Below are 20,166 nucleotides of genomic sequence, written 5' to 3' on the forward strand. Positions count from 1 at the left end.
CTAAGGGTGCTTAGTTGTAACGTTAGCGTTGGAATTAAAACAAACTGGAGATGTTAAGTTTTATGTTTAATGATCATCGTTGGGGATTTGATTGGACCGAATTGATGACGGGTGTTGTCTTTTTGGTTGCGGCGTTATTTGTAATTAAGCAACCGAAAGCAGCCTTACTCAGTCTGGTTTTTCTATTCGCGATTGCGGCTATTATTAGTGGGATTACGACAATTGGTGGCTACACCAAGTTGCGGCGTGAAACGGGCTTACGAGCTAATTTTGCCTTAGTCTTTGCCGTCATTGATTTACTCGTGGGACTACTATTCTTGTTCCATGCACCCACCGGAATTGTCATTTTAGGGTACGTCTTTGCGTTCTGGTTCTTAATTGATTCAATCGAACGGTTGGTAGTGGCTTCACATCTTCGAACTTTTGGGATGGGCTATTTTATCTTATCCGTTATCTTTGATATTATTAGTCTGATTTTGGCGATCTTGTTGATTCTCAACCCAGTATTTGCGGCCTTTTCATTCAATGCATTGGTCAGCATTTACTTTGCGATTTTCGGTATCAATGCGATTTTAATCGCCTTTGCCCGGCGTAACTAAAGTGGATGAATTAAAGGCGTGCGCTGGCACGCCTTTTTGGTTCAGTTAGGGCGGTAACTAGAAAAGACACGCCCGGTATGCTATACTTACCATCAATATGGTCTTAAAGGAGCCGACAACTATGGCAGAATCATTACAATTAGTCATTATCTCTGGGATGAGTGGTGCGGGTAAAACCGTGGCCGTCCAGAGTTTTGAAGACCTTGGTTATTTCTGTATCGACAATATGCCCCCAGCTTTGTTACCGAAGTTTTCGGAATTAGTTGAAGAATCTGGGAAGATTGAAAAAGTCGCCTTGGTGATTGATTTACGATCACGGGCTTTTTACGATGAAATTATTGATATGTTGGCCAATTTGGATAACACGGACTTTGTTTCCGTCAAAATCCTCTTTTTAGATGCCTCCAATGAAGAGTTGGTTTCACGTTATAAAGAGACGCGTCGCTCTCATCCGTTAGCGATGGAAGGTCGCATCATGGATGGGGTTTTAATGGAACGCGATTTACTGGCACCATTAAAAGATCGTGCGTCTTACATGATTGATACAACAACCTTAACACCGCGTGAATTGCGGGAATCTATCTTTGATAAATTTGAAACTAGTGACGATGAAACTTTCCATATCGAAATGGTGTCATTTGGATTCAAATACGGCTTACCGATTGATGCGGATATTGTCATGGATGTTCGGTTCTTACCGAACCCGTATTATATTCCAGAATTGAAGCATCAAACCGGGATGGATAAGCCAGTCTATGACTATGTCATGTCACAGCCGGCAACTGAAAAATTTTATCAGCAATTCCTGGGGATGCTTGAAAGTATCATGCCAGGATATGAAGAAGAAGGCAAAACTAGTTTGACGATTGCGATTGGTTGTACCGGTGGACAACATCGTTCGGTGGCATTAACGCAACGAATTGGCGAGGCCTTAGCGCAAAACTATAAGGTTCATATTAGTCATCGCGATGTCAAAAAACGGAAGGAAACAGTTAATCGCTCATGAGAAAATACACATTCAAGACCCAACGGCCGAAGATTGTGGTGATTGGCGGGGGGACCGGGTTACCGGTTGTCTTAAAAGGCTTGCGTAAACAAGCTGTTGATATCACTGCGGTTGTGACGGTGGCCGATGATGGGGGTTCTTCAGGCATTATTCGCAATTACGTTAACGTGGTGCCACCTGGTGATATTCGAAATGTCATGGTGGCGCTCTCGAACTTACCACATCTGTATAAGGATATTTTCCAATATCGTTTCCAAGGTGATGACCAATTCTTTGCGGGTCACGCGATTGGTAATCTGATTATCGCGGCTTTAACTGAAATGAAGTCCGGGGTGTTTGATGCGGTTCAAGAATTATCGAAGATGATGGCTGTTGATGGGCACGTTTACCCAGCAGCTAACGAGGCGTTGACGCTACATGGCAAATTCAAAGACGGTTCTGAATTAGTTGGTGAAGCCGAGATTACAGCGGCCCACAAATCATTAGATCGTGTTTGGGTAACGGATAAAGATGGCAATAAACCAGCGGCCGTACAGCCGGTTATCGATGCGATCATGGAAGCTGATCAGATTGTGCTGGGCCCAGGGAGTTTGTTTACCAGTATCTTGCCTAACTTAACGATTGATAATATCGGTAAAGCAGTTTGTGAGTCGGATGCTGAAGTGGTTTATATTTGTAACATCATGACGCAAAAAGGGGAAACGGATAACTTCTCCGATGCCGATCATGTGCGGGTACTCAACCGGCATCTAGGTGAAAACTTTATCAATACAGTGCTCGTGAATACTGAAAAAGTGCCCGAGGACTATATGGACTTTCATAAATTTAATGAAGTGTCACGGCAAGTCAGTCATGACTTCCGGGGCTTGCGGGATCAAGGCTGTAAGGTCATCTCTTCCAACTTCTTGAAACTCCGAGACAACGGGGCCTTTCATGATGGTAGCCAAGTTGTGATGGAATTGATGAACTTAGTCGGTCATTCCGATATTTTAAGATAGGAGGACGCACCCATGTCATACGCCAGTGAAGTTAAAAAAGAATTGACTAACCTTACTGTCCATCGCGAGAATGCTAAAGCGGAGTTAATGGCTTTAATTCGAATGAATGGGACGATTAGTTTAGCTAATCATCATTTCATTTTAAATATTCAAACCGAAAATCCCGCTATTGCGCGGCGTATCTATCGGTTATTGAAGCAATTTTATGACGTTGCCAGTGAATTAATTGTGCGGCGGAAAATGAAATTGAACAAAAATAACCTGTATATCGTGCGCCTAAAAACTGGGACTGATATGGTCTTGGCTGATTTAGGGATTTTAAAAGATTTTCAAATTGTAGAGGTAGCGCCAACCGAGGTTTTAACTGATGATGCGGCGGTCCGCTCTTATTTACGTGGGGCCTTTTTAGCTGGTGGATCAGTGAATAATCCTGAGACGTCACGCTATCATTTGGAAATCTATTCACTATATGAAGAACACAATAAGATGATTTCGGACATGATGAACAAGTATGGCTTGAATTCACGGACGACGGATCGTCGTGGCGGATTTATCACGTATATCAAAGAAGCTGAAAAAATTGCGGACTTTTTATCGTTAATCGGCGCGACGAATGCGATGTTGAAGTTTGAGGATATTCGAATTATGCGGGATATGCGTAATTCGGTGAATCGCTTAGTTAACTGTGAAAATGCCAATATGGATAAAGTGGCCAATGCGTCTAGTCGGCAGATTGAAAACATTTTGCTGATTGATGCGACAGTGGGGTTAACCCAATTACCGCCTAAGTTGCAAGAAGTAGCGGTGACTCGGTTAGAACATCGTGAAGTGAGTTTGAAAGAGCTCGGCACGCTGGTTCCTGGTGGGCCAATCTCGAAATCTGGGATTAATCATCGATTACGGAAAATTAATCAATTTGCCGAACAACTTCAAAAAGATGCTTAAAAGTAAAAAGTCGATCACTATCTTAATCAAGATGGTGATCGACTTTTCTAATGGGCCAATTGATAACTATGTTCGAGACGTTGCTTTAATTCTTCAAACGGGACTTGCCCATTCAAGATAATCGTATACCAATGCTGTTTGTTCATATGGTAACCAGGGAAATAATGCTGCTGATCAATCAACTGACTCAGTTGATCGGGTTCTAAACGCAAGTCTAAAACCGTTAGCTCGTTATCGCCAGTTAACCCTAGCTTTTGTGGAGTGACAGTTAGAAGTGCCGCATACCATTTCTTAGTATTGGCTCGTCGCCAGACTGCATTATTAGGAAATTTTTTCCAGAGAAATTCTAGTTGATCATGATGCTGTTGGTCGACATAGGCGATTAAGTCGCGGGCAATCGGTGCCGAAAATACATCAGATTCAAAACAAGAATCGGCCACAGCTTGTAGCGCCGCCAAAACGGCCTCGCGAACTTGGGCGACAAATGAACCGGTTGATGATGCATTGAGATATAGGGTATAGGGCGTTTGAGTGTCGCGATCAATGACTGTTGTCGTGACGGTGTTGGGTAAACTGACGGTGATGGTTAATTCAAAGTTGGCTACTGATAAGGGCTGAGTCAATGTGTACTGTGGAGCGATGGCTTTAAAGCCATAAGCGATTAGTTTATCGGCTTGGCCACGTTGCTGCGAAAATAGATCCGTGATCATGGGAAGGACCTCCGGTTGAAAGTTGCTTACTAAACTTTATTGTAACGGTCTCGTCAGGTTAACACTAGCAAAAATGATCACGCTTGCCACCTGCCGTTCGCCCACATTGAGCCGGAACGCTGTGGGCGGACCGGCTCAGCCAAAAAGCGGTCTGGCCCGTCGTTTTGAACCACCCAACCCGTGTTTCAAAAACGCCAGTCTCTAAGCGATAAATCGCTAAGAGGCTCCCACGGCTGGGCTCAATATGAGCTCACTCTCGGCTAGAATAGTGATTACTAACTAATTAGTATCCGTAATCTAACCGAAGCCAGTCAGTGATGGCGCCGGCCGTGAAAACAGCGTTAGTCCGGGTGATTTTTCCGGGCTTACGCTGTGGACGACTTTTGAGACTAGTGGTTTGGGCTAGGCTTAAAAGCGAGGTGGAAGCCCGCGCTTTGGCTGGAACCGGTCCTCACAGCTGGCAGAATCGCTGACTGGCGTAGGTGATCAATTTAGCATAACTTAAGTCAATTCTAGCAAATCTTTTACGGTCATTTAGTTAATTAATAAAAATAACTAGTCAAAATGACTAAATTATCACATTATAAATTTATCGGTTTATTACTAAACTTGCACGGGAATATCGGATTATCCCTTTAAAATATAATCATAATAGCGGTTTTTTATGCAATCGAATTAAAAAAAGAGTAGTGGGGAGAACAGCATGTCAGAAAATAATAACAAGATCACATTGACCGCATTGGTGATGATGATTTTCACGACCGTCTTTGGGTTTGCCAACGGGACAGTCGCTTTTTATTTAATGGGCTATGCGTCCATTTTATTTTATCTATTAGCGGCGGTTCTATTCTTTATTCCGTTTGCCTTAATGATGGCTGAATATGGCGCGGCGATTAAGTCGGATAGTAGTGGGATGTATAAGTGGCTAGAAGTGAGTGTGAATGCCCGCTTTGCGTTTATTGGAACTTTTATGTGGTTTGCCTCTTACATTATCTGGATGGTCTCAACGGCCGCCAAGGTTTGGATTCCGTTTACGACCACGTTTTTCGGGAGTGATCAAACGCAGAAATTTACTTTTCTAGGATTTAACGCAACGCAAACGATTGGATTGTTGTCCTGTGTTTGGATGATCGCGGTCACTTGGATTTCGATCAAAGGGGTCAAGGGGATTGTCCGAATTACAAGTATTGGTGGACTAGCGGTCACCAGTTTAAATGCGATTTTGCTCGTGATTTCTGGTATCGTCTTGGCGTTACAACATGGTCATTTGGCACAACCATTTACGCATGTGATGCAATCACCTAATCCGAGTTATCAACATCCGATTGGTTTAATGAGTTTTGCAGTCTTTGCGATTTTTGCCTATGGTGGTCTAGAAGTTTTAGGTGGGATGGTTGATAAGACAAAGAATCCTGAAAAAACCTTTCCACGTGGGATTATTATTTCAGCAGTTATTATTACCTTAGGCTACGCATTGGGGATCTTCTTTTGGGGAATCAGCACGAATTGGCAAGCTGTATTATCCAATCCGACTACTAACTTAGGGAATATTAGTTATGTGATGATGCGGAATCTTGGCGTGGTCTTTGGTAACGCCTTGGGGTTATCAAGTGCAACTAGCAATACGTTAGGATTATGGTTTGCACGATATACCGGTCTGGGGATGTTCTTGGCGTATGCCGGGGCCTTCTTCACGTTAACCTATTCACCATTAAAAACGCTCATTTTAGGGACACCCAAAGCCTTATGGCCTAAAAAGTTTACCCAGTTAAATCAGAACAAAATGCCTAGTTATGCGATGATCGTGCAATGTGCTTTGGTGATTGTGATTATCTTAATTGCGTCATTTGCCACGACTGATCCATCTGCGTTTTATAATGTGTTAACGCTGATGTCTAATGTCTCGATGACGTTGCCATACTTGTTCTTACTCTATGCATTTCCTAAATTTAAAAAGAATCAAAGTATTTTGAAACCATTTGAAGTTTATAAATCACAAACGTGGACCAATTGGATTAGTTGGGGCGTGTTCGTCGTCGTTTTAGGGGCGAATGTCTTTACGTTGATTCAACCAATTTTGGTGGATGGTAAATGTCAAAATACGATCTGGATGTTAGCGGGACCAATTATTTTTGGTGCGGCTGGAGCCTGGTGGTATCAGGTTCGTTCGAAGCAACTGACCGACTAAGTGTTAAAAGTGCTTGACAAAAGTAAGTGCCACTCTCTATACTGAACCTATCTTATGAAATCGGAGCGATGTAATCATGAAAACGCAATTAAGCCAATCAATGATGATGTGCTGTCCATGTTGTTTAACTAACAACATGGCTATTTGCGTTGAATTACAAGCATCGCTAGTGCATCAAAATTAACGGGGATTGAGCTCAAAAACGTTATTTTGAAACGCCTGCTTGGAATCTGACGAGATTCTAGGCAGGCGTTTTTTGTTACCCGATTTAAGGTAAATTCAATTAAAAAAAGTGATAAAGGGGCGAAAGTTTTGAAAAAGCGATCAGTGTTAGCAGTTATTTTTAGTTTAGTCTTAGTGACGGTGTTGGCCGCTTGTGGTAAGCAAAGTAGCCAATCAAGCAAAAGTGGACAATATGCCAGTAAGCAAGTTTTAAATTTATCGTACCCAAGTACCTTAGATTCCATCGATATTTCGAATATGTCGGGATATGGTAGTACGGGGAATGTTTTTGAAAGTTTATATCGGTTAGGGAAAAATGGCAAGGTTACGCCGGGATTAGCTAGCCAAACCAAAGTTTCTAAAGACGGTAAGACCTATACCTTTACGATTCGCAATGCGAAGTGGAGTGATGGTTCTGCGATTACCGCGCAAGACTTTGTTTATTCTTGGAAACGGACCGTGACCCCGTCAACGAAGTCTCAATATGCCTACCTGTTCTCAGGTGTGAAAAACGCGGATCAAATCGTCGCGGGTAAGAAAAAGCCTAGTACCTTAGGTGTAAAAGCCAAGGGTAAACACACCTTTATCGTGACACTGGACAAGCCAATTACTTATTTCAAAAAATTAATGACTTATCCACTGTTTGGACCGATTAGCGAAGCGGCCGTTAAGAAGTGGGGCAGCAAGTATGCCACTCAAGCCAAATACATGTTATATAGTGGGCCATTCAAGTTAACTGGTTGGACTGGTACTAACAATAAGTGGGCATTTGTTAAGAACAACCAGTACTGGGATAAAAAAGCGGTTCATCTAAGCCGCATCAACTATAGCGTTAATGAAAGTACAACGACGACGCTGAACTTGTTCCAAGAAAAGAAATTAGATTTAACGCAATTAGCCAGTGAACAAGTGAAAAACTTGAAGACGAATTCGGATTACACGACTTATCCTTACTCAATTACGGCATTCTTGGTTTACAACTTCAACGCGACTAATTCAACAGTCAAAAAGGCTATGAATAATCAAAAGATTCGTCGCGCAATCTCGTTATCAATTAATCGGAAATCCATGGTTAAAAATGTGATTGGAGACGCTTCAAAGACCGCCAAGAGTTTTGTCCCACAAGATTTAGCAAGTGATCCTAAGAATGGGAAAGACTTTGCCGATGAATCAACTGTAAAAAATTCAACGTCATATAACCCAACTTTGGCTAAGAAACTTTGGCAACAGGGCTTGAAAGAAATTGGTGTTAAAAAGTTAACGTTACGGTTACTAACGTCAAACGATGAACCTAATAAAGCCATTTCACAATACTTCAAAGGCCAGTTAGAAAAGATTTTGCCAGGGTTAACGATTGATTTATCTAATATCCCATCCAAGGTTGCTAGTACTCGGGCACAACAAGGCAATTTTGATCTGTATTTAAGTGGTTGGGGAGCTGATTTCAACGATCCAATTTCACACTTGCAAATCATGACTACCGGTAGTGGGTATAACTACGGTAAATATAATAGTAAACAATATAATCAATTAGTTAAAAATGCGCAAAATAAGGATGCTAATAATACGACAGCACGTTGGCAAGATATGCTTAAGGCTGAACGTGTCTTAATGCAAGATCAAGGGATTACACCGCTATATCAAACGGTTTACTCCTTCTTGCAAAATCCTAAAGTCAAAGGTGTTATTCATAATACTGCCGGAACACAGTGGAACTACAAGTATGCCTATATTGCTAAATAAGATCTAAAAACAAGTAAGCGCCAATCTGCCATCACGCAGATTGGCGCTTTTTAGTTGTTAGTACAAAAAAACAGCACTAGCCTAAGAGGCCAGCACTGTTTCGAAAGATTAACCTATTTTAAGCTATTATTTTCCATGATATCATCAATCAAACCATAGTCCTTAGCTTCTTGTGCCGTTAAGTAATGGTCACGTTCAGTATCTTTGTTCAGCTTTTCAACTGGTTGATCAGAATTGCTTGCCAAGATTTCATTGATCTTCTTACGAGTCTTCAAGATTTCTTCAGCGACAATTTCGATTTCAGTTTGTTGCCCTTGAGCACCACCAGATGGTTGATGAATCAAGATTTCTGAGTTAGGTAAAGCAAAACGCTTGCCCTTAGTCCCAGATGATGCCAAGACACTGGCCATTGATGCGGCCATCCCCATGACAATCGTTTGGACGTCAGATTTGATGAAGTTCATGGTGTCATAGATGGCTAAGCCGGCGGTTACGACCCCACCTGGAGAGTTGATATAAAGGTAGATGTCCTTATCAGAATCTTGGGCATCCAAGAAGAGCAATTGGGCAATGATAGCATTGGCCATGTTGTCTTCGATGGGACCAGATAACATGATGATACGGTCCTTTAAAAGTCGTGAATAAATGTCATAAGCACGTTCGCCACGTGATGACTGTTCAATAACTGTAGGTACTGGATACATAACTTGTTAGCCTCCTAATTAAGTCTAGATTGATTAGCGTCTTGCTAATATAAATGTAGTTTACCCCCAAGGTCAGTGAAGGTCAAACGAAAAACCTCAAAAACAAAATTTCGTTTTCATTAGTAACGTGGTATACTTAGGTTTCTATCATATACGGCTTGAGATTGGGGAGTGTCCCAATCTCTTTTTCTTGCTCAAAATTATGAACTTTCGCTGATGGTCAACTGGTGTCCAAGCGCGAGTATGGTAGAATGAAAGCGGTATGCTAGTACGCTTGATTTTTAATTCAAGGTATAAAAAAAGCTGAGCCACTCAGCTCAGCTTAGGAATGCGTCTGGAGGGAATCGAACCCCCATCTCAAGAACCGGAATCTTACGTGCGATCCATTACACTACAGACGCCTAAACAACAAATAATAGTTTAGCGGATAATGGATAAAAACACAAGGGGTATTCGTAAAAAAAGTTTATGGGAGGAATTATTTATGGCAATCGGACCGGGCTTTCGTCAGCAACAACGGCAATCACAAAAGTTGGCTATGACGCAACGACTACAACAATCGATTCAGATGTTGCAGTTTAATGTAGAAGAGTTGCGGGATTTTTTAACGCAAAAGGCCTTAGAGAATCCTTTAATTGATGTTGATACTAATTGGAATGCCAATCACGCGAGTTTAACGGCCGCCCAAAATATGCCGTCCCACGATGATTTTATTGAACGTGTTTCAACAACTAATCAGCACTCACTGTTTGAATATTTATTAGATCAAATTCATTTGACAATGCGTGATACTAAACTTCGCAAAATTGTCTTGACCTTAATTGAATATGTCGATGTTAATGGTTATTTAAAAGTTGATGATGACCAGGTGATGGCTGAACTGTCAGCGACACCAATCGAGTTGCTAGATGCAGTAACCTTACTTCAGCAACTTGATCCACCAGGTGTCGGGGCACGAAACTTACAAGAAGCACTGATGTTGCAAACGGAAAGTGATGATCACGCCCCTAATCTGGCTTACATTATTTTAGAAGAGAATTTTGATGCGCTGGTCAATCGTCAGTGGGACGCTTTGGCTAAAAAGTATCAAGTCAATTTGGCTGATATTTCTAGTGTTTATGACTACGTTCGGACGTTGAGTCCCACACCGGGGGCTGCAGTTGGTCAAGAAACAACGGGTTATATTTTTCCAGATTTGGTAGTTACTCAACGGGCCGGTCAATTGGCATTGAAAACCGCTTCGATGGCTCAACCTGTCGTGAAATTCCAAGGCAATTATTATCAACAGATGAGTCAACACTCAGATCAAGAGGTAACAGAATACTTGAAAGAAAAGAAGTCTGAGTATGAGTGGATTGCTAGTAGCTTACAACAACGTGAAGCCACCATTTTTCGGGTAGGGACAGTTATTATCGAACGGCAAGCCGATTTCTTCCTGGAAAAAACGACAACTTTAAAGCCGTTGCTATTACGAGATGTGGCTCAGCAATTACAAGTCCATGAATCGACGATTAGTCGGAGCATTAATGGAAAGTACATTCAAACGGACTTTGGCATGTTCGAACTTAAACGTTTCTTTACCAAGGCGGTCAATAAACGTCCCACGGATGGCAAAGTTGTGTCAGCGGATGGGGTTCAACACCGAATTGTGGCTCTCATAAAACAGGAAAATAAAGAAAAACCGCTTTCAGACCAAAAAATTGTTCAGATTCTTAAGTCGGAAAATGTCGAACTTTCTCGGCGGACAGTGGCCAAATATCGGGAAAATCTTAACATTCCGTCTTCTTCTAAACGAAAACAATATCTAAGAACCGAATAATAATTATATCGCATGTTTGGACCAGTCGGTTATCAGTCGTCGTTGGTTCTTATTTGCAACCGCACCATGAACCTGCTATAATTCATGTTGTGGTAAGAGAGGTATGCAACATCAATTTCGTCGTAAATTATCGTTGTGTGCTTTGTTTTTTGAAGTCTTTGGGTCGTTATTCGACATAGCTGGACTTAATATGTCCCACTAGAGAGCAGGTTGAATGCCATGCATTCAGATATTCAATGGATTGAGGCAATTGCCCCAGACATGGTTGATATGCTAAGCCATCGTTACTTAGTATTACGTACCATCAATTGGATGGCCCCAGTCGGACGACGGTTATTAGCGCAAACCTTAGATGTTAGTGAGCGAACCTTGCGGACCGAAACGGATACGTTACGGAAACTAGATTTGATCATTACAAATAAGGCAGGCATGCAATTGACACAATCGGGTAAAGATGTTTTACTTGGCTTGAGTCAATTCATGGATGAACTAATGGGCATCCGCCAAAAAGCACGACAATTGGCCCAACGTTTTAATATTAAACGTTGCATCATCGTTTCCGGCGATTCTGATCGACAATTAAAGGTCATCGGATCAATGGGCGAAGAAGTCAACCAACTCCTGCAACAGTTATTGCCAGAAGGTGATAACATCATTGCAGTGATGGGGGGCCATACCATGGAACATGTGGCAAATAACCTTACTAACAACTTGGCTAGTAAACGTGACTTACTATTTGTTCCAGCACGTGGTGGTGTTGGTGAATCGGTTGCGATTCAAGCAAACACCATTGCGTCACAAATGGCACAGCATACCGGTGGAAAATTCCGCTCGCTGTTTGTGCCAGAACAGGTCAGTGAACGAACTTATGAACCGCTTCTCAAGGAACCTAGTATCCAAGAGGTGTTGGGGATTATCCGTCGCGCCAATGTGGTGATTCATAGTGTCGGTGATGCTGATTCAATGGCACATCGTCGGAATATGTCAGAAGATCAAATAAAGGTTTTACGAAGCCGCGCTGCGGTTGGTGAAGCTTTTGGTTACTTCTTCGATAAATCGGGTAACGTTGTTTACCGGATTCCACGCATTGGCCTACAACTCGGAGAACTGGCCAACCGGGAGATTATACTCGCAGTTGCGGGTGGTGCATCTAAGGCTACCGCGATTGAGGCGTATATGAAGATCGCACCTAAACAGACGTGTTTAATCACGGATGAGGGTGCTGCTAACTTGATTTTAAAGAAGTAATTTTCTTCGGAAGATTGCTCCTTAAAATAAAAATATTTTTATTTCCACAAGGAGGAAATTTTAGTATGTCTGTAAAAATTGGTATTAATGGTTTCGGCCGTATTGGTCGTTTAGCATTCCGTCGTATCTTAGAACTTGGTGCAAAGTCAAGTGATATTGAAGTTGTTGCTATCAACGATTTAACTTCACCTGCATTGTTGGCTCATCTTTTGAAGTATGACTCAACTCATGGTACTTTAGATGCTGAAGTTTCTGCTACCGACGATTCAATCGTTGTTAACGGTAAGAACTACCGTGTTTACGCAGAACCTCAAGCACAAAATATTCCTTGGGTTAAGAACGACGGTGTTGACTTCGTACTTGAATGTACTGGTTTCTACACATCTAAAGAAAAGTCACAAGCTCATTTGGACGCTGGCGCAAAACGTGTCTTGATCTCAGCTCCTGCTGGCTCAGACTTGAAGACTATCGTTTACAATGTTAACGATGACATCTTGACTTCTGACGACCGTATCGTTTCAGCTGGTTCATGTACTACTAACTGTCTTGCACCTCTTGCTTTCTTTGAAAACCAAGAATTTGGTATCAAAGTTGGTACTATGACGACTATCCATGCTTACACTTCAACTCAAATGTTATTAGACGGCCCTGTTCGTGGCGGTAACTTCCGTGCTGCACGTGCTGCCGGTGTAAACACTATTCCTCATTCAACTGGTGCTGCTAAAGCTCTTGGCTTAGTTATCCCAGAATTACAAGGTAAGTTACAAGGCCATGCACAACGTGTTGGTGTTGTTGACGGTTCATTAACTGAATTAGTTGCTATCTTAGACAAGAAAGTTACTGCTGACGAAGTTAACGCTGCTATCAAGAAGCATACTGAAGGTAACGAATCATTCGGTTACAATGCTGACGAAATCGTTTCATCAGATGTTATCGGTACTACTTTCGGTTCAATCTTCGATCCTACTCAAACAGAAGTTACTTCTGATGGTGAAAACCAATTAGTTAAGACTGTTGCTTGGTACGATAACGAATACGGCTTCACTTGCCAAATGGTACGTACTTTATTGAAATTTGCTACTCTTTAATATTAAAGATTGCGAATTTTAAAACCGCATAGGTTTTTGACGGCGGGGGGAGGCAATCTTCTCCTGCCGTTTTTTTCTTAAATTAAATTGACTGACGAAATTCCTAGGAGGATTTTAACATTGGCTAAATTAATCGTTTCAGATTTAGATGTTAAAGATAAAAAAGTTTTAATCCGTGTTGACTTTAATGTTCCTATTAAAGACGGCAAGATCGGTGACGACAACCGGATCGTCGCTGCTTTACCAACGATCAAATATGTTAGCGAACATGATGGTAAAGCCATCTTATTCTCACATTTAGGTCGGATTAAGAGCGAAGATGACAAGCAAGGTTTGAGCTTACGCCCAGTTGCTGAACGTCTTTCAAACTTATTAAACAAACCTGTTACTTTCGTACCTGTTACGGAAGGCGAACAACTTGAAACAGCTATCAACAACATGAATGACGGTGACGTCTTAGTTGTTGAAAACACTCGTTTTGAAGACGTTGTTAATGGCGAACAAGTTAAGCGCGAATCAGGTAACGATCCTGAATTGGGCAAATACTGGGCATCACTTGGTGACGTTTACGTCAACGATGCTTTCGGTACTGCTCACCGTGCCCATGCATCTAACGTTGGGATTGCCTCAAACATGGAACAAGCTGCGGCTGGTTTCTTAATGGAAAAGGAAATCGAATTCTTAGGTGACGCGGTTGACAATCCAAAACACCCATTCGTTGCTATCTTAGGTGGTGCTAAGGTTTCTGACAAGATCGGTGTTATCGATCACTTAATCAGCAAAGCCGACAAGATCATCATCGGTGGTGGGATGACTTATACGTTCTATGCTGCTAAAGGCATGGGCATTGGTAACTCACTTGTTGAAAAAGACAAGATTGAATTAGCTAAGTCAATCATCGAAAAGGCTGGCGACAAGTTGGTCTTACCTAGCGACTCAGTTGTTGCTGAAAAATTTGACAACGATGTACCTAACAAAGTTGTTGATGGTTCAATTCCTGATGGCTACATGGCCTTAGATATCGGTCCTAAGTCAATTCAAGAATTCAAAGATGTTTTAAGCGACGCTAAGACGGTTGTTTGGAACGGACCAATGGGTGTCTTTGAAATGAGTAACTACGCTAAGGGTACGCTTGAAGTTGGCGAATTCTTAGGGACGTTATCAGACGCAACAACCATCGTTGGTGGTGGGGACTCAACTGCCGCTGTTAAGCAACTTGGCGTTGGCGACAAGTTAACCCACATCTCAACTGGTGGTGGCGCTTCACTTGAATACCTTGAAGGTAAGACTTTACCTGGTATTGCTGCTATTTCTACTAAATAATTCTGTTCTCCGAAAGGAAGGTCTATCGTGCGTACACCTATTATTGCCGGTAACTGGAAAATGAACAAAACGGCTAGCGAAGCTTTAGCTTTCGTTAATGCTGTTAAGGATCAATTACCAGATCCTACTAAAGTTGAATCTGTCGTTGCTGCTCCAGCTCTTTTCTTACAAGAAATGATCGAAGCTGCTAAAGGTTCAGATTTAAAGATTGCTGCTGAAAATGCTTACTTTGAAGACGCTGGTGCATTTACTGGTGAAACTTCACCAGCTGCATTAGCTGATTTAGGCGTTGACTACGTTGTTATCGGTCATTCAGAACGTCGTGGCTATTTCCACGAAACTGATGAAGATATCAACAAGAAAGCTCATGCTATCTTCAAGAACAACATGTTACCAATCATCTGCTGTGGTGAAAGCCTTGAACAACGTGAAGCCGGCGAAGCCGAATCATGGGTTTCAGGCCAAATCAAAGCTGCTTTGAAAGGTTTATCAGCTGACCAAGTTAGTTCATTGGTTATCGCTTACGAACCAATCTGGGCCATCGGTACTGGTAAGACTGCTACAAGTGACCAAGCTGAAGAAATCTGTGCAGTTGTTCGTAAGACTGTCGCTGATCTTTATTCAGAAACAGTTGCTGACAAAGTTCGGATTCAATACGGTGGTAGTGTAAAACCTGCTAACGTCGTTGACCTCATGAGCAAGGCTAACATTGATGGTGGTCTTGTTGGTGGTGCCTCAATGGAACCTGAATCATTCTTAGCCTTGGTAAACTACCAAAAATAAGTAATTCATTATTGCAAGTTTAATCACAACCCTCTACAATGGGTTGTGAACCAATTATAAGCAAACTTAAGGAGAGAATTTAATGTCTATTATTACAGATATTTATGCTCGCGAAGTCTTAGACTCACGTGGCAACCCTACTGTCGAAGTTGAATTATATACTGAAAGCGGCGCATTTGGTCGCGGTATCGTTCCTTCAGGTGCTTCAACCGGTGAACATGAAGCCGTTGAATTACGTGATGGTGACAAGAGCCGTTTCATGGGCAAAGGCGTAACTAAGGCTGTTGACAATGTTAACAAGTTAATCGCCAAAGAAATCGTTGGTTACGATGTAACTGACCAACGCGCTATTGACCAAGCTATGATCAAGTTAGACGGTACTCCTAACAAAGCTAAGTTGGGTGCTAACGCTATCTTAGGTGTTTCTATCGCTGCTGCACGTGCTGCTGCTGACGAACTTGAAATGCCATTATACAACTACCTTGGCGGTTTCAATGCGCACGTCTTACCAACACCAATGATGAACGTTATCAATGGTGGCGCACATGCCAACAACGACGTTGACTTCCAAGAATTCATGATCATGCCTGTTGGCGCATCATCAATCAAAGAAGCTGTTCGTATGGGTTCAGAAACTTTCCATAACTTGAAAGCTATCTTGAACGAACGCGGTTTCTCAACTGCCGTTGGTGACGAAGGTGGTTTCGCACCTGACTTGAAGAACAACGAAGAACCATTCGAAATCTTAGTTGAAGCTATTGAACGTGCCGGCTACAAGCCAGGTAAAGATATTTCAATCGCCTTTGACTGTGCCGCTTCAGAATTCTACAATACTGAAACTGGCAAGTATGATTTGAAGGGTGAAGGCGAAAATGGTAAATCATTTACTGCCGAAGAATTCGTTGACTTACTTGACAGCATCGTTGACAAGTACCCAATCGTTTCTATCGAAGATCCTTTGGATGAAAATAACTGGGAAGATTGGCAAATGGCTACTGCTAAGCTTGGCAAGAAAGTTCAAATCGTTGGTGATGACTTGTTCGTTACTAACACTGACTACCTTGCTAAGGGGATCAAGATGGACGTTGCCAACGCTATCTTAATCAAGGTTAACCAAATTGGTACTTTAACTGAAACTGTTGAAGCTATCGAAATGGCTAAAGAAGCTGGCTACACTGCCATCGTTTCACATCGTTCTGGTGAAACTGAAGACACGACTATTGCTGACTTAGTTGTCGCAATGAACGCTGGCCAAATCAAGACTGGTTCAATGAGCCGTACTGAACGGATTGCTAAATACAATCAATTAATGCGGATCGAAGACCAACTTGAAAGCACTTCAGAATACAAGGGTCTTAACGGTTTCTATAACTTGAGTGAAGACGCTCGTAACACGATTGCTAGCAAATAAGTAATTGGTTAGAAAAAAGTCCTGCAATTGCAGGGCTTTTTTTTGCAAATAAAAATGCGGACTTGGTTCAAGTCCGCATTTTGTGTATATATCTATAATACTAGTCGGAATAAATTGCAATGTCAACGCTTACAATTGGTGCAAGAATGCACAACCATAGCTAAAGACTCAGGGCATGGCCTTTGTTATGATCAATTAATTTTTTTGATGGATTGATACACAGAAACTATCAATTTTAGTGTTAAATAATATCAAAAAAATATATATAATTTTTTATCGATTATTAATAAGGCAAAGAATGCCGACTTATCAGGGCTGAGAACTTTTGCTCAATAATGCACTTGTGATGCGGGTTTGATAAGCTCGGGAAAAACGTTTGACTTATAGTTAAGGCAAGTTGTATGATGACCTTGTTGATAAGCGGAGCAGGTTTTCGCGAATTGACGGGGATGACAATTAAGTCTTAATTATTGCAAATTTATATAGTTGAATCAGGTTAGCTGGTCGGCATTTGAGAAGAGCGGTCCATTGGCAGATGGACCTATTTAAAAACATCATTTGTAACCGCTTACTAAGCTGACTTGATAACTTAAAATCTAAGGAGCGCGACGTTGTCATGAGTAAAATTAAAGCAGCTACTGCCGGTTTAAAAGTTTTGGAAGCTTGGGGTGTTAAAAACATCTATGGGTTACCAGGTGGGTCATTTGACTCAGGAATGCAAGCCATTTATGAACGCAAGGATACCTTACATTATGTTCAAGTACGGCACGAAGAAGCTGGCGCGATTGCCGCTTCTGCGGAAGCTAAACTAACAGGTAAGGTTGGGGTGACTTTCGGGTCTGCCGGCCCTGGTGCGGTTCATTTGTTAAATGGGTTGTATGATGCTAAACATGACCATACGCCAGTCGTTGCAATTATTGCACAAGTGCCAACTAAGCGGATGAACATTGACTTCTTTCAAGCGATTGATGAAGAACCAATCTTCGATGATGTTTCAGTTTGGAACCGGACCGCGATGACGGCCGAATCTATTCCACAAATGTATGACGAAGCCATTCGTCAAGCTTACAAGCATTCTGGTGTCGCAGTTGTGACAGTGCCAAAGGACTTAGGCTGGACTGAAATTGAAGACCAATTCGAACCAACTGCGGATCTCTATCAACAACCAATTATGCCAGAACCAGATCCAAAACGGATTGATGACGCTTGGGAATTAATCAAGAATGCCAAAGCACCGTTAATCTACTTTGGGATTGGGGCTAAGCATGCTGGTAAAGAACTCAAAGCCTTATCTGAAAAATTCCATATGCCAATGATTTCTTCCGTTTTAGCGAAGGGCATTGTGGAAGATGAATACGAAAATTACTTAGGGTCAACTGGTCGAGTTGCGCCTAAGCCAGGGGTTGAAGCTGGGTTTGCTAACGACTTAGTGCTTTGGGTCGGGAATGATGTGCCATTCAGTATCTTCCTAATTAATCCACGGGCCAAAGTCATTCAAATTGATATTGATGGTGAAAAGCTAGGCAAGCGTCATCATGTGGATGTGGCTATTTTAGCTGATGCGAAGAAAGCCTTACAAGCGTTGATCGACAAGGGGTCCGACTTACCAGAATCAGACTTCTACAAGGCGTCATTATTGAACCGTCAAAACTGGCGTGACTGGCAAGCTAGTTTCAATGAAGATGACAGTCAACCATTACGGCCAGAACCCGTCTTCAACGAAATCAACAAAGCTGCTAGTGATCAAGCCGTTTTCGGTGTGGATGTCGGTAATGTCAACATTAACTTTATGCGGTTGATCAACTTACACGGTGATCAAAAATGGACAACTTCTGGTCAATATGCAACGATGGGTTATGGGATGCCTGCAGCCATTGCGGCCAAGACTTACTACCCAGAACGTGATGTCTTTAGTTTGAGTGGTGATGGTGGCTTTGCAATGTTATGCGAAGAAATCTTAACGCAAGTGAAATATCACTTACACATCATCAACATCGTGTTCAGCAACGAAACGTTAGGCTTCATTGAAGCTGAACAAACCGATGACAGCAAACAACCATTATCTGGGGTTGATTTGATTGATACCGATTGGGCTAAAGTTGGCGAAGGCATGGGCGCTTTAGGAATTACCGTCCGGACGTTGGCCGAACTTAAAGATGCCTTAGCTCAAGCTAAAGCAACTGACAAACCGGTCTTAATTGATGTGAAGTTAACGCATGAGATGCCATTCACAACGGAACACATGGCCTTAGAAACCAACAAGTGGACCTCACAAGCAGATGTTGATGCCTTCGTTAAGAAGTATCAAACGGAAGGCTTACACCCATATGGTTACTTCTTGAAGGAAGTTTCTAAATAAAATTAAAATAATGAGCTTGGGTTAAAACCCAAGCTTTTTTGTTGTCGTCAAGTCGGTGCACAAGTTACATCTCGTGGTAAAATAAGAACACGAGCGTTTAAAGGAGAATTAGAAAATGGATTTTTTTCAACATCAATTACAACAATGGACGGATTGGCAAGCGGTAATGACGTCAACGGCGACGTTTGAACCATTAGTTCGTCAAATCTATTTAAGTGAAAACGACCCATTTAAAGCGTTAGAACCGGTTCAAAGTGATTTTGCGGCAACCTTTCATGTTGGCGGCACCCAGATTGCCATTTTTCCGCCAGCAGTGATTGCGCCAACAACCCGTGATCGTTATCAAACGGAACGGTTTAGTCTAGCGCGGGTTAAACGATTAGGTTTGGCAGCACCGTTACTGCGCCATGCAGGTTTTATTTTTGATCGTTATCAATTTTATTATGTCATCTACGAACCATTAATGGGTGTGCCATTAACGAACTTCAAAGCAACGGCTAAACCTGATGTTAAACAAGCTTTGGGTCAACAAGTTGGGCTAATGTTAACGCAACTAAATGGCCCCGTTACTAGCTTTAACACGATGCCGACAACGACACCTAGTGCCGATGACTTGTGGGCTGATTTTGGGACTGACTTTGTAACTGAACGGCAACGCTTTTTAGCGGCGCATCCGGTAACACCGAATCAGTTTGTGCACGGTAATTTGGTTGGTGATAACTTAGTGGTCATGACTGGTCGAATCGGTCTACAACACTTTGAAACAGCGTGCCAAGGTCCGCGTGAACTAGAACTAGTGCCGTTAATTCTTGATGCCTTTGCGGGTGATTCGGACTTCTTACACGGGTTATTAGCTAGTCTCGGGCAACTTGATTTGGTTGAAGCTGTTTTATTTGGGTTACTTTGGCGTGCTGATGGGCCGATGTGGCTAGATTGCTTGATGCCGACTGTGCCAACTAATTTGGCCGCAGTTCGGACGGCGTTAACCAAATTGATTAAAGAAAGTAAGGAGTGAGTAGT

16 protein-coding genes and 1 tRNA gene are annotated in these 20,166 nt (G+C 42.2%); 14 read left to right on the forward strand and 3 right to left on the reverse strand.

The annotated features are described in order from the left end of the window. Positions 1–62 precede the first annotated feature (62 nt). From FFM84_RS08905 to whiA, 4 genes are all read left to right on the forward strand, one after another. Complete coding sequence (locus FFM84_RS08905; protein ID WP_130845315.1) at positions 63–599, forward strand: HdeD family acid-resistance protein; 537 nt, start codon at positions 63–65, stop codon at positions 597–599. Positions 600–720: 121 nt separating this feature from the next. Beyond that, positions 721–1,605 (forward strand): RNase adapter RapZ, encoded by an 885-nt coding sequence (gene rapZ, locus FFM84_RS08910; RefSeq protein WP_130844920.1) that lies wholly within the window; start codon positions 721–723, stop codon positions 1,603–1,605. Further along, entirely contained in the window at positions 1,602–2,603 is a 1,002-nt protein-coding gene (gene mgfK / locus FFM84_RS08915; RefSeq protein ID WP_130844921.1) for a gluconeogenesis morphogenetic factor MgfK, read from the forward strand. Before rapZ ends, mgfK begins: the two co-directional genes overlap by 4 nt. A 12-nt stretch (positions 2,604–2,615) precedes the next feature. Beyond that, the gene (gene whiA / locus FFM84_RS08920) at positions 2,616–3,548 is read left to right on the forward strand and encodes a DNA-binding protein WhiA (protein ID WP_130844922.1); all 933 of its coding nucleotides are present in this window, start codon (positions 2,616–2,618) and stop codon (positions 3,546–3,548) included. A 47-nt stretch (positions 3,549–3,595) separates the two neighbouring features. Here whiA and FFM84_RS08925 read toward each other — a convergent pair whose 3' ends face one another. Further along, positions 3,596–4,258: an MmcQ/YjbR family DNA-binding protein gene (locus FFM84_RS08925; protein ID WP_130844923.1), complete on the reverse strand. Its 663-nt coding sequence runs from the start codon at positions 4,256–4,258 to the stop codon at positions 3,596–3,598. Between the two features lie 703 nt (positions 4,259–4,961). On the opposite strand from FFM84_RS08925, the gene yjeM reads away from it, so the two are divergent. Further along, complete coding sequence (yjeM, locus tag FFM84_RS08930; RefSeq protein ID WP_130844924.1) at positions 4,962–6,446, forward strand: glutamate/gamma-aminobutyrate family transporter YjeM; 1,485 nt, start codon at positions 4,962–4,964, stop codon at positions 6,444–6,446. A gap of 312 nt (positions 6,447–6,758) precedes the next feature. After that, positions 6,759–8,411, forward strand: coding sequence for a peptide ABC transporter substrate-binding protein (locus tag FFM84_RS08935; protein ID WP_130844925.1), 1,653 nt, complete (start codon positions 6,759–6,761; stop codon positions 8,409–8,411). A 113-nt stretch (positions 8,412–8,524) separates the two neighbouring features. Here the strand turns inward: FFM84_RS08935 and clpP are convergent, their stop codons facing one another. Next, a complete protein-coding gene (gene clpP, locus FFM84_RS08940; protein ID WP_130844926.1) occupies positions 8,525–9,115 on the reverse strand; it encodes an ATP-dependent Clp endopeptidase proteolytic subunit ClpP in 591 nt (196 codons plus the stop codon). A 329-nt stretch (positions 9,116–9,444) separates the two neighbouring features. Further along, positions 9,445–9,516, reverse strand: a tRNA-Arg gene (locus FFM84_RS08945). Positions 9,517–9,599: 83 nt separating this feature from the next. Between FFM84_RS08945 and rpoN the strand changes: the two genes are divergently transcribed. The 8 genes from rpoN to FFM84_RS08985 all read left to right on the forward strand — a co-directional run bounded on the left by rpoN (position 9,600) and on the right by FFM84_RS08985 (position 20,161). Next, positions 9,600–10,934, forward strand: a complete 1,335-nt coding sequence (gene rpoN / locus FFM84_RS08950; protein ID WP_130844927.1) for an RNA polymerase factor sigma-54 — start codon at positions 9,600–9,602, stop codon at positions 10,932–10,934. A gap of 219 nt (positions 10,935–11,153) precedes the next feature. Beyond that, entirely contained in the window at positions 11,154–12,182 is a 1,029-nt protein-coding gene (locus tag FFM84_RS08955; RefSeq protein ID WP_130844928.1) for a sugar-binding transcriptional regulator, read from the forward strand. Between the two features lie 65 nt (positions 12,183–12,247). Continuing rightward, on the forward strand, positions 12,248–13,270 hold the full coding sequence (gene gap / locus FFM84_RS08960) for a type I glyceraldehyde-3-phosphate dehydrogenase (RefSeq protein WP_130844929.1): 1,023 nt from the start codon (positions 12,248–12,250) through the stop codon (positions 13,268–13,270). Between the two features lie 120 nt (positions 13,271–13,390). Further along, entirely contained in the window at positions 13,391–14,593 is a 1,203-nt protein-coding gene (locus FFM84_RS08965) for a phosphoglycerate kinase (protein WP_130844930.1), read from the forward strand. Between the two features lie 27 nt (positions 14,594–14,620). Next, complete coding sequence (gene tpiA, locus FFM84_RS08970; RefSeq protein ID WP_130844931.1) at positions 14,621–15,376, forward strand: triose-phosphate isomerase; 756 nt, start codon at positions 14,621–14,623, stop codon at positions 15,374–15,376. 82 nt (positions 15,377–15,458) lie between these two features. Beyond that, positions 15,459–16,787: a phosphopyruvate hydratase gene (gene eno, locus FFM84_RS08975; protein WP_130844932.1), complete on the forward strand. Its 1,329-nt coding sequence runs from the start codon at positions 15,459–15,461 to the stop codon at positions 16,785–16,787. Positions 16,788–17,403: 616 nt separating this feature from the next. Next, positions 17,404–19,146 carry a pyruvate oxidase gene (gene spxB / locus FFM84_RS08980; protein WP_130844933.1) on the forward strand — a complete coding sequence of 581 codons (1,743 nt, stop codon included), beginning with the start codon at positions 17,404–17,406 and terminating at the stop codon, positions 19,144–19,146. Positions 19,147–19,261: 115 nt separating this feature from the next. Beyond that, on the forward strand, positions 19,262–20,161 hold the full coding sequence (locus FFM84_RS08985; protein ID WP_130844934.1) for a phosphotransferase: 900 nt from the start codon (positions 19,262–19,264) through the stop codon (positions 20,159–20,161). Positions 20,162–20,166 lie beyond the last annotated feature (5 nt).

This window comes from Lactiplantibacillus mudanjiangensis, assembly GCF_005405385.1.
GTDB classification, from domain to species: Bacteria; Bacillota; Bacilli; order Lactobacillales; family Lactobacillaceae; genus Lactiplantibacillus; species Lactiplantibacillus mudanjiangensis.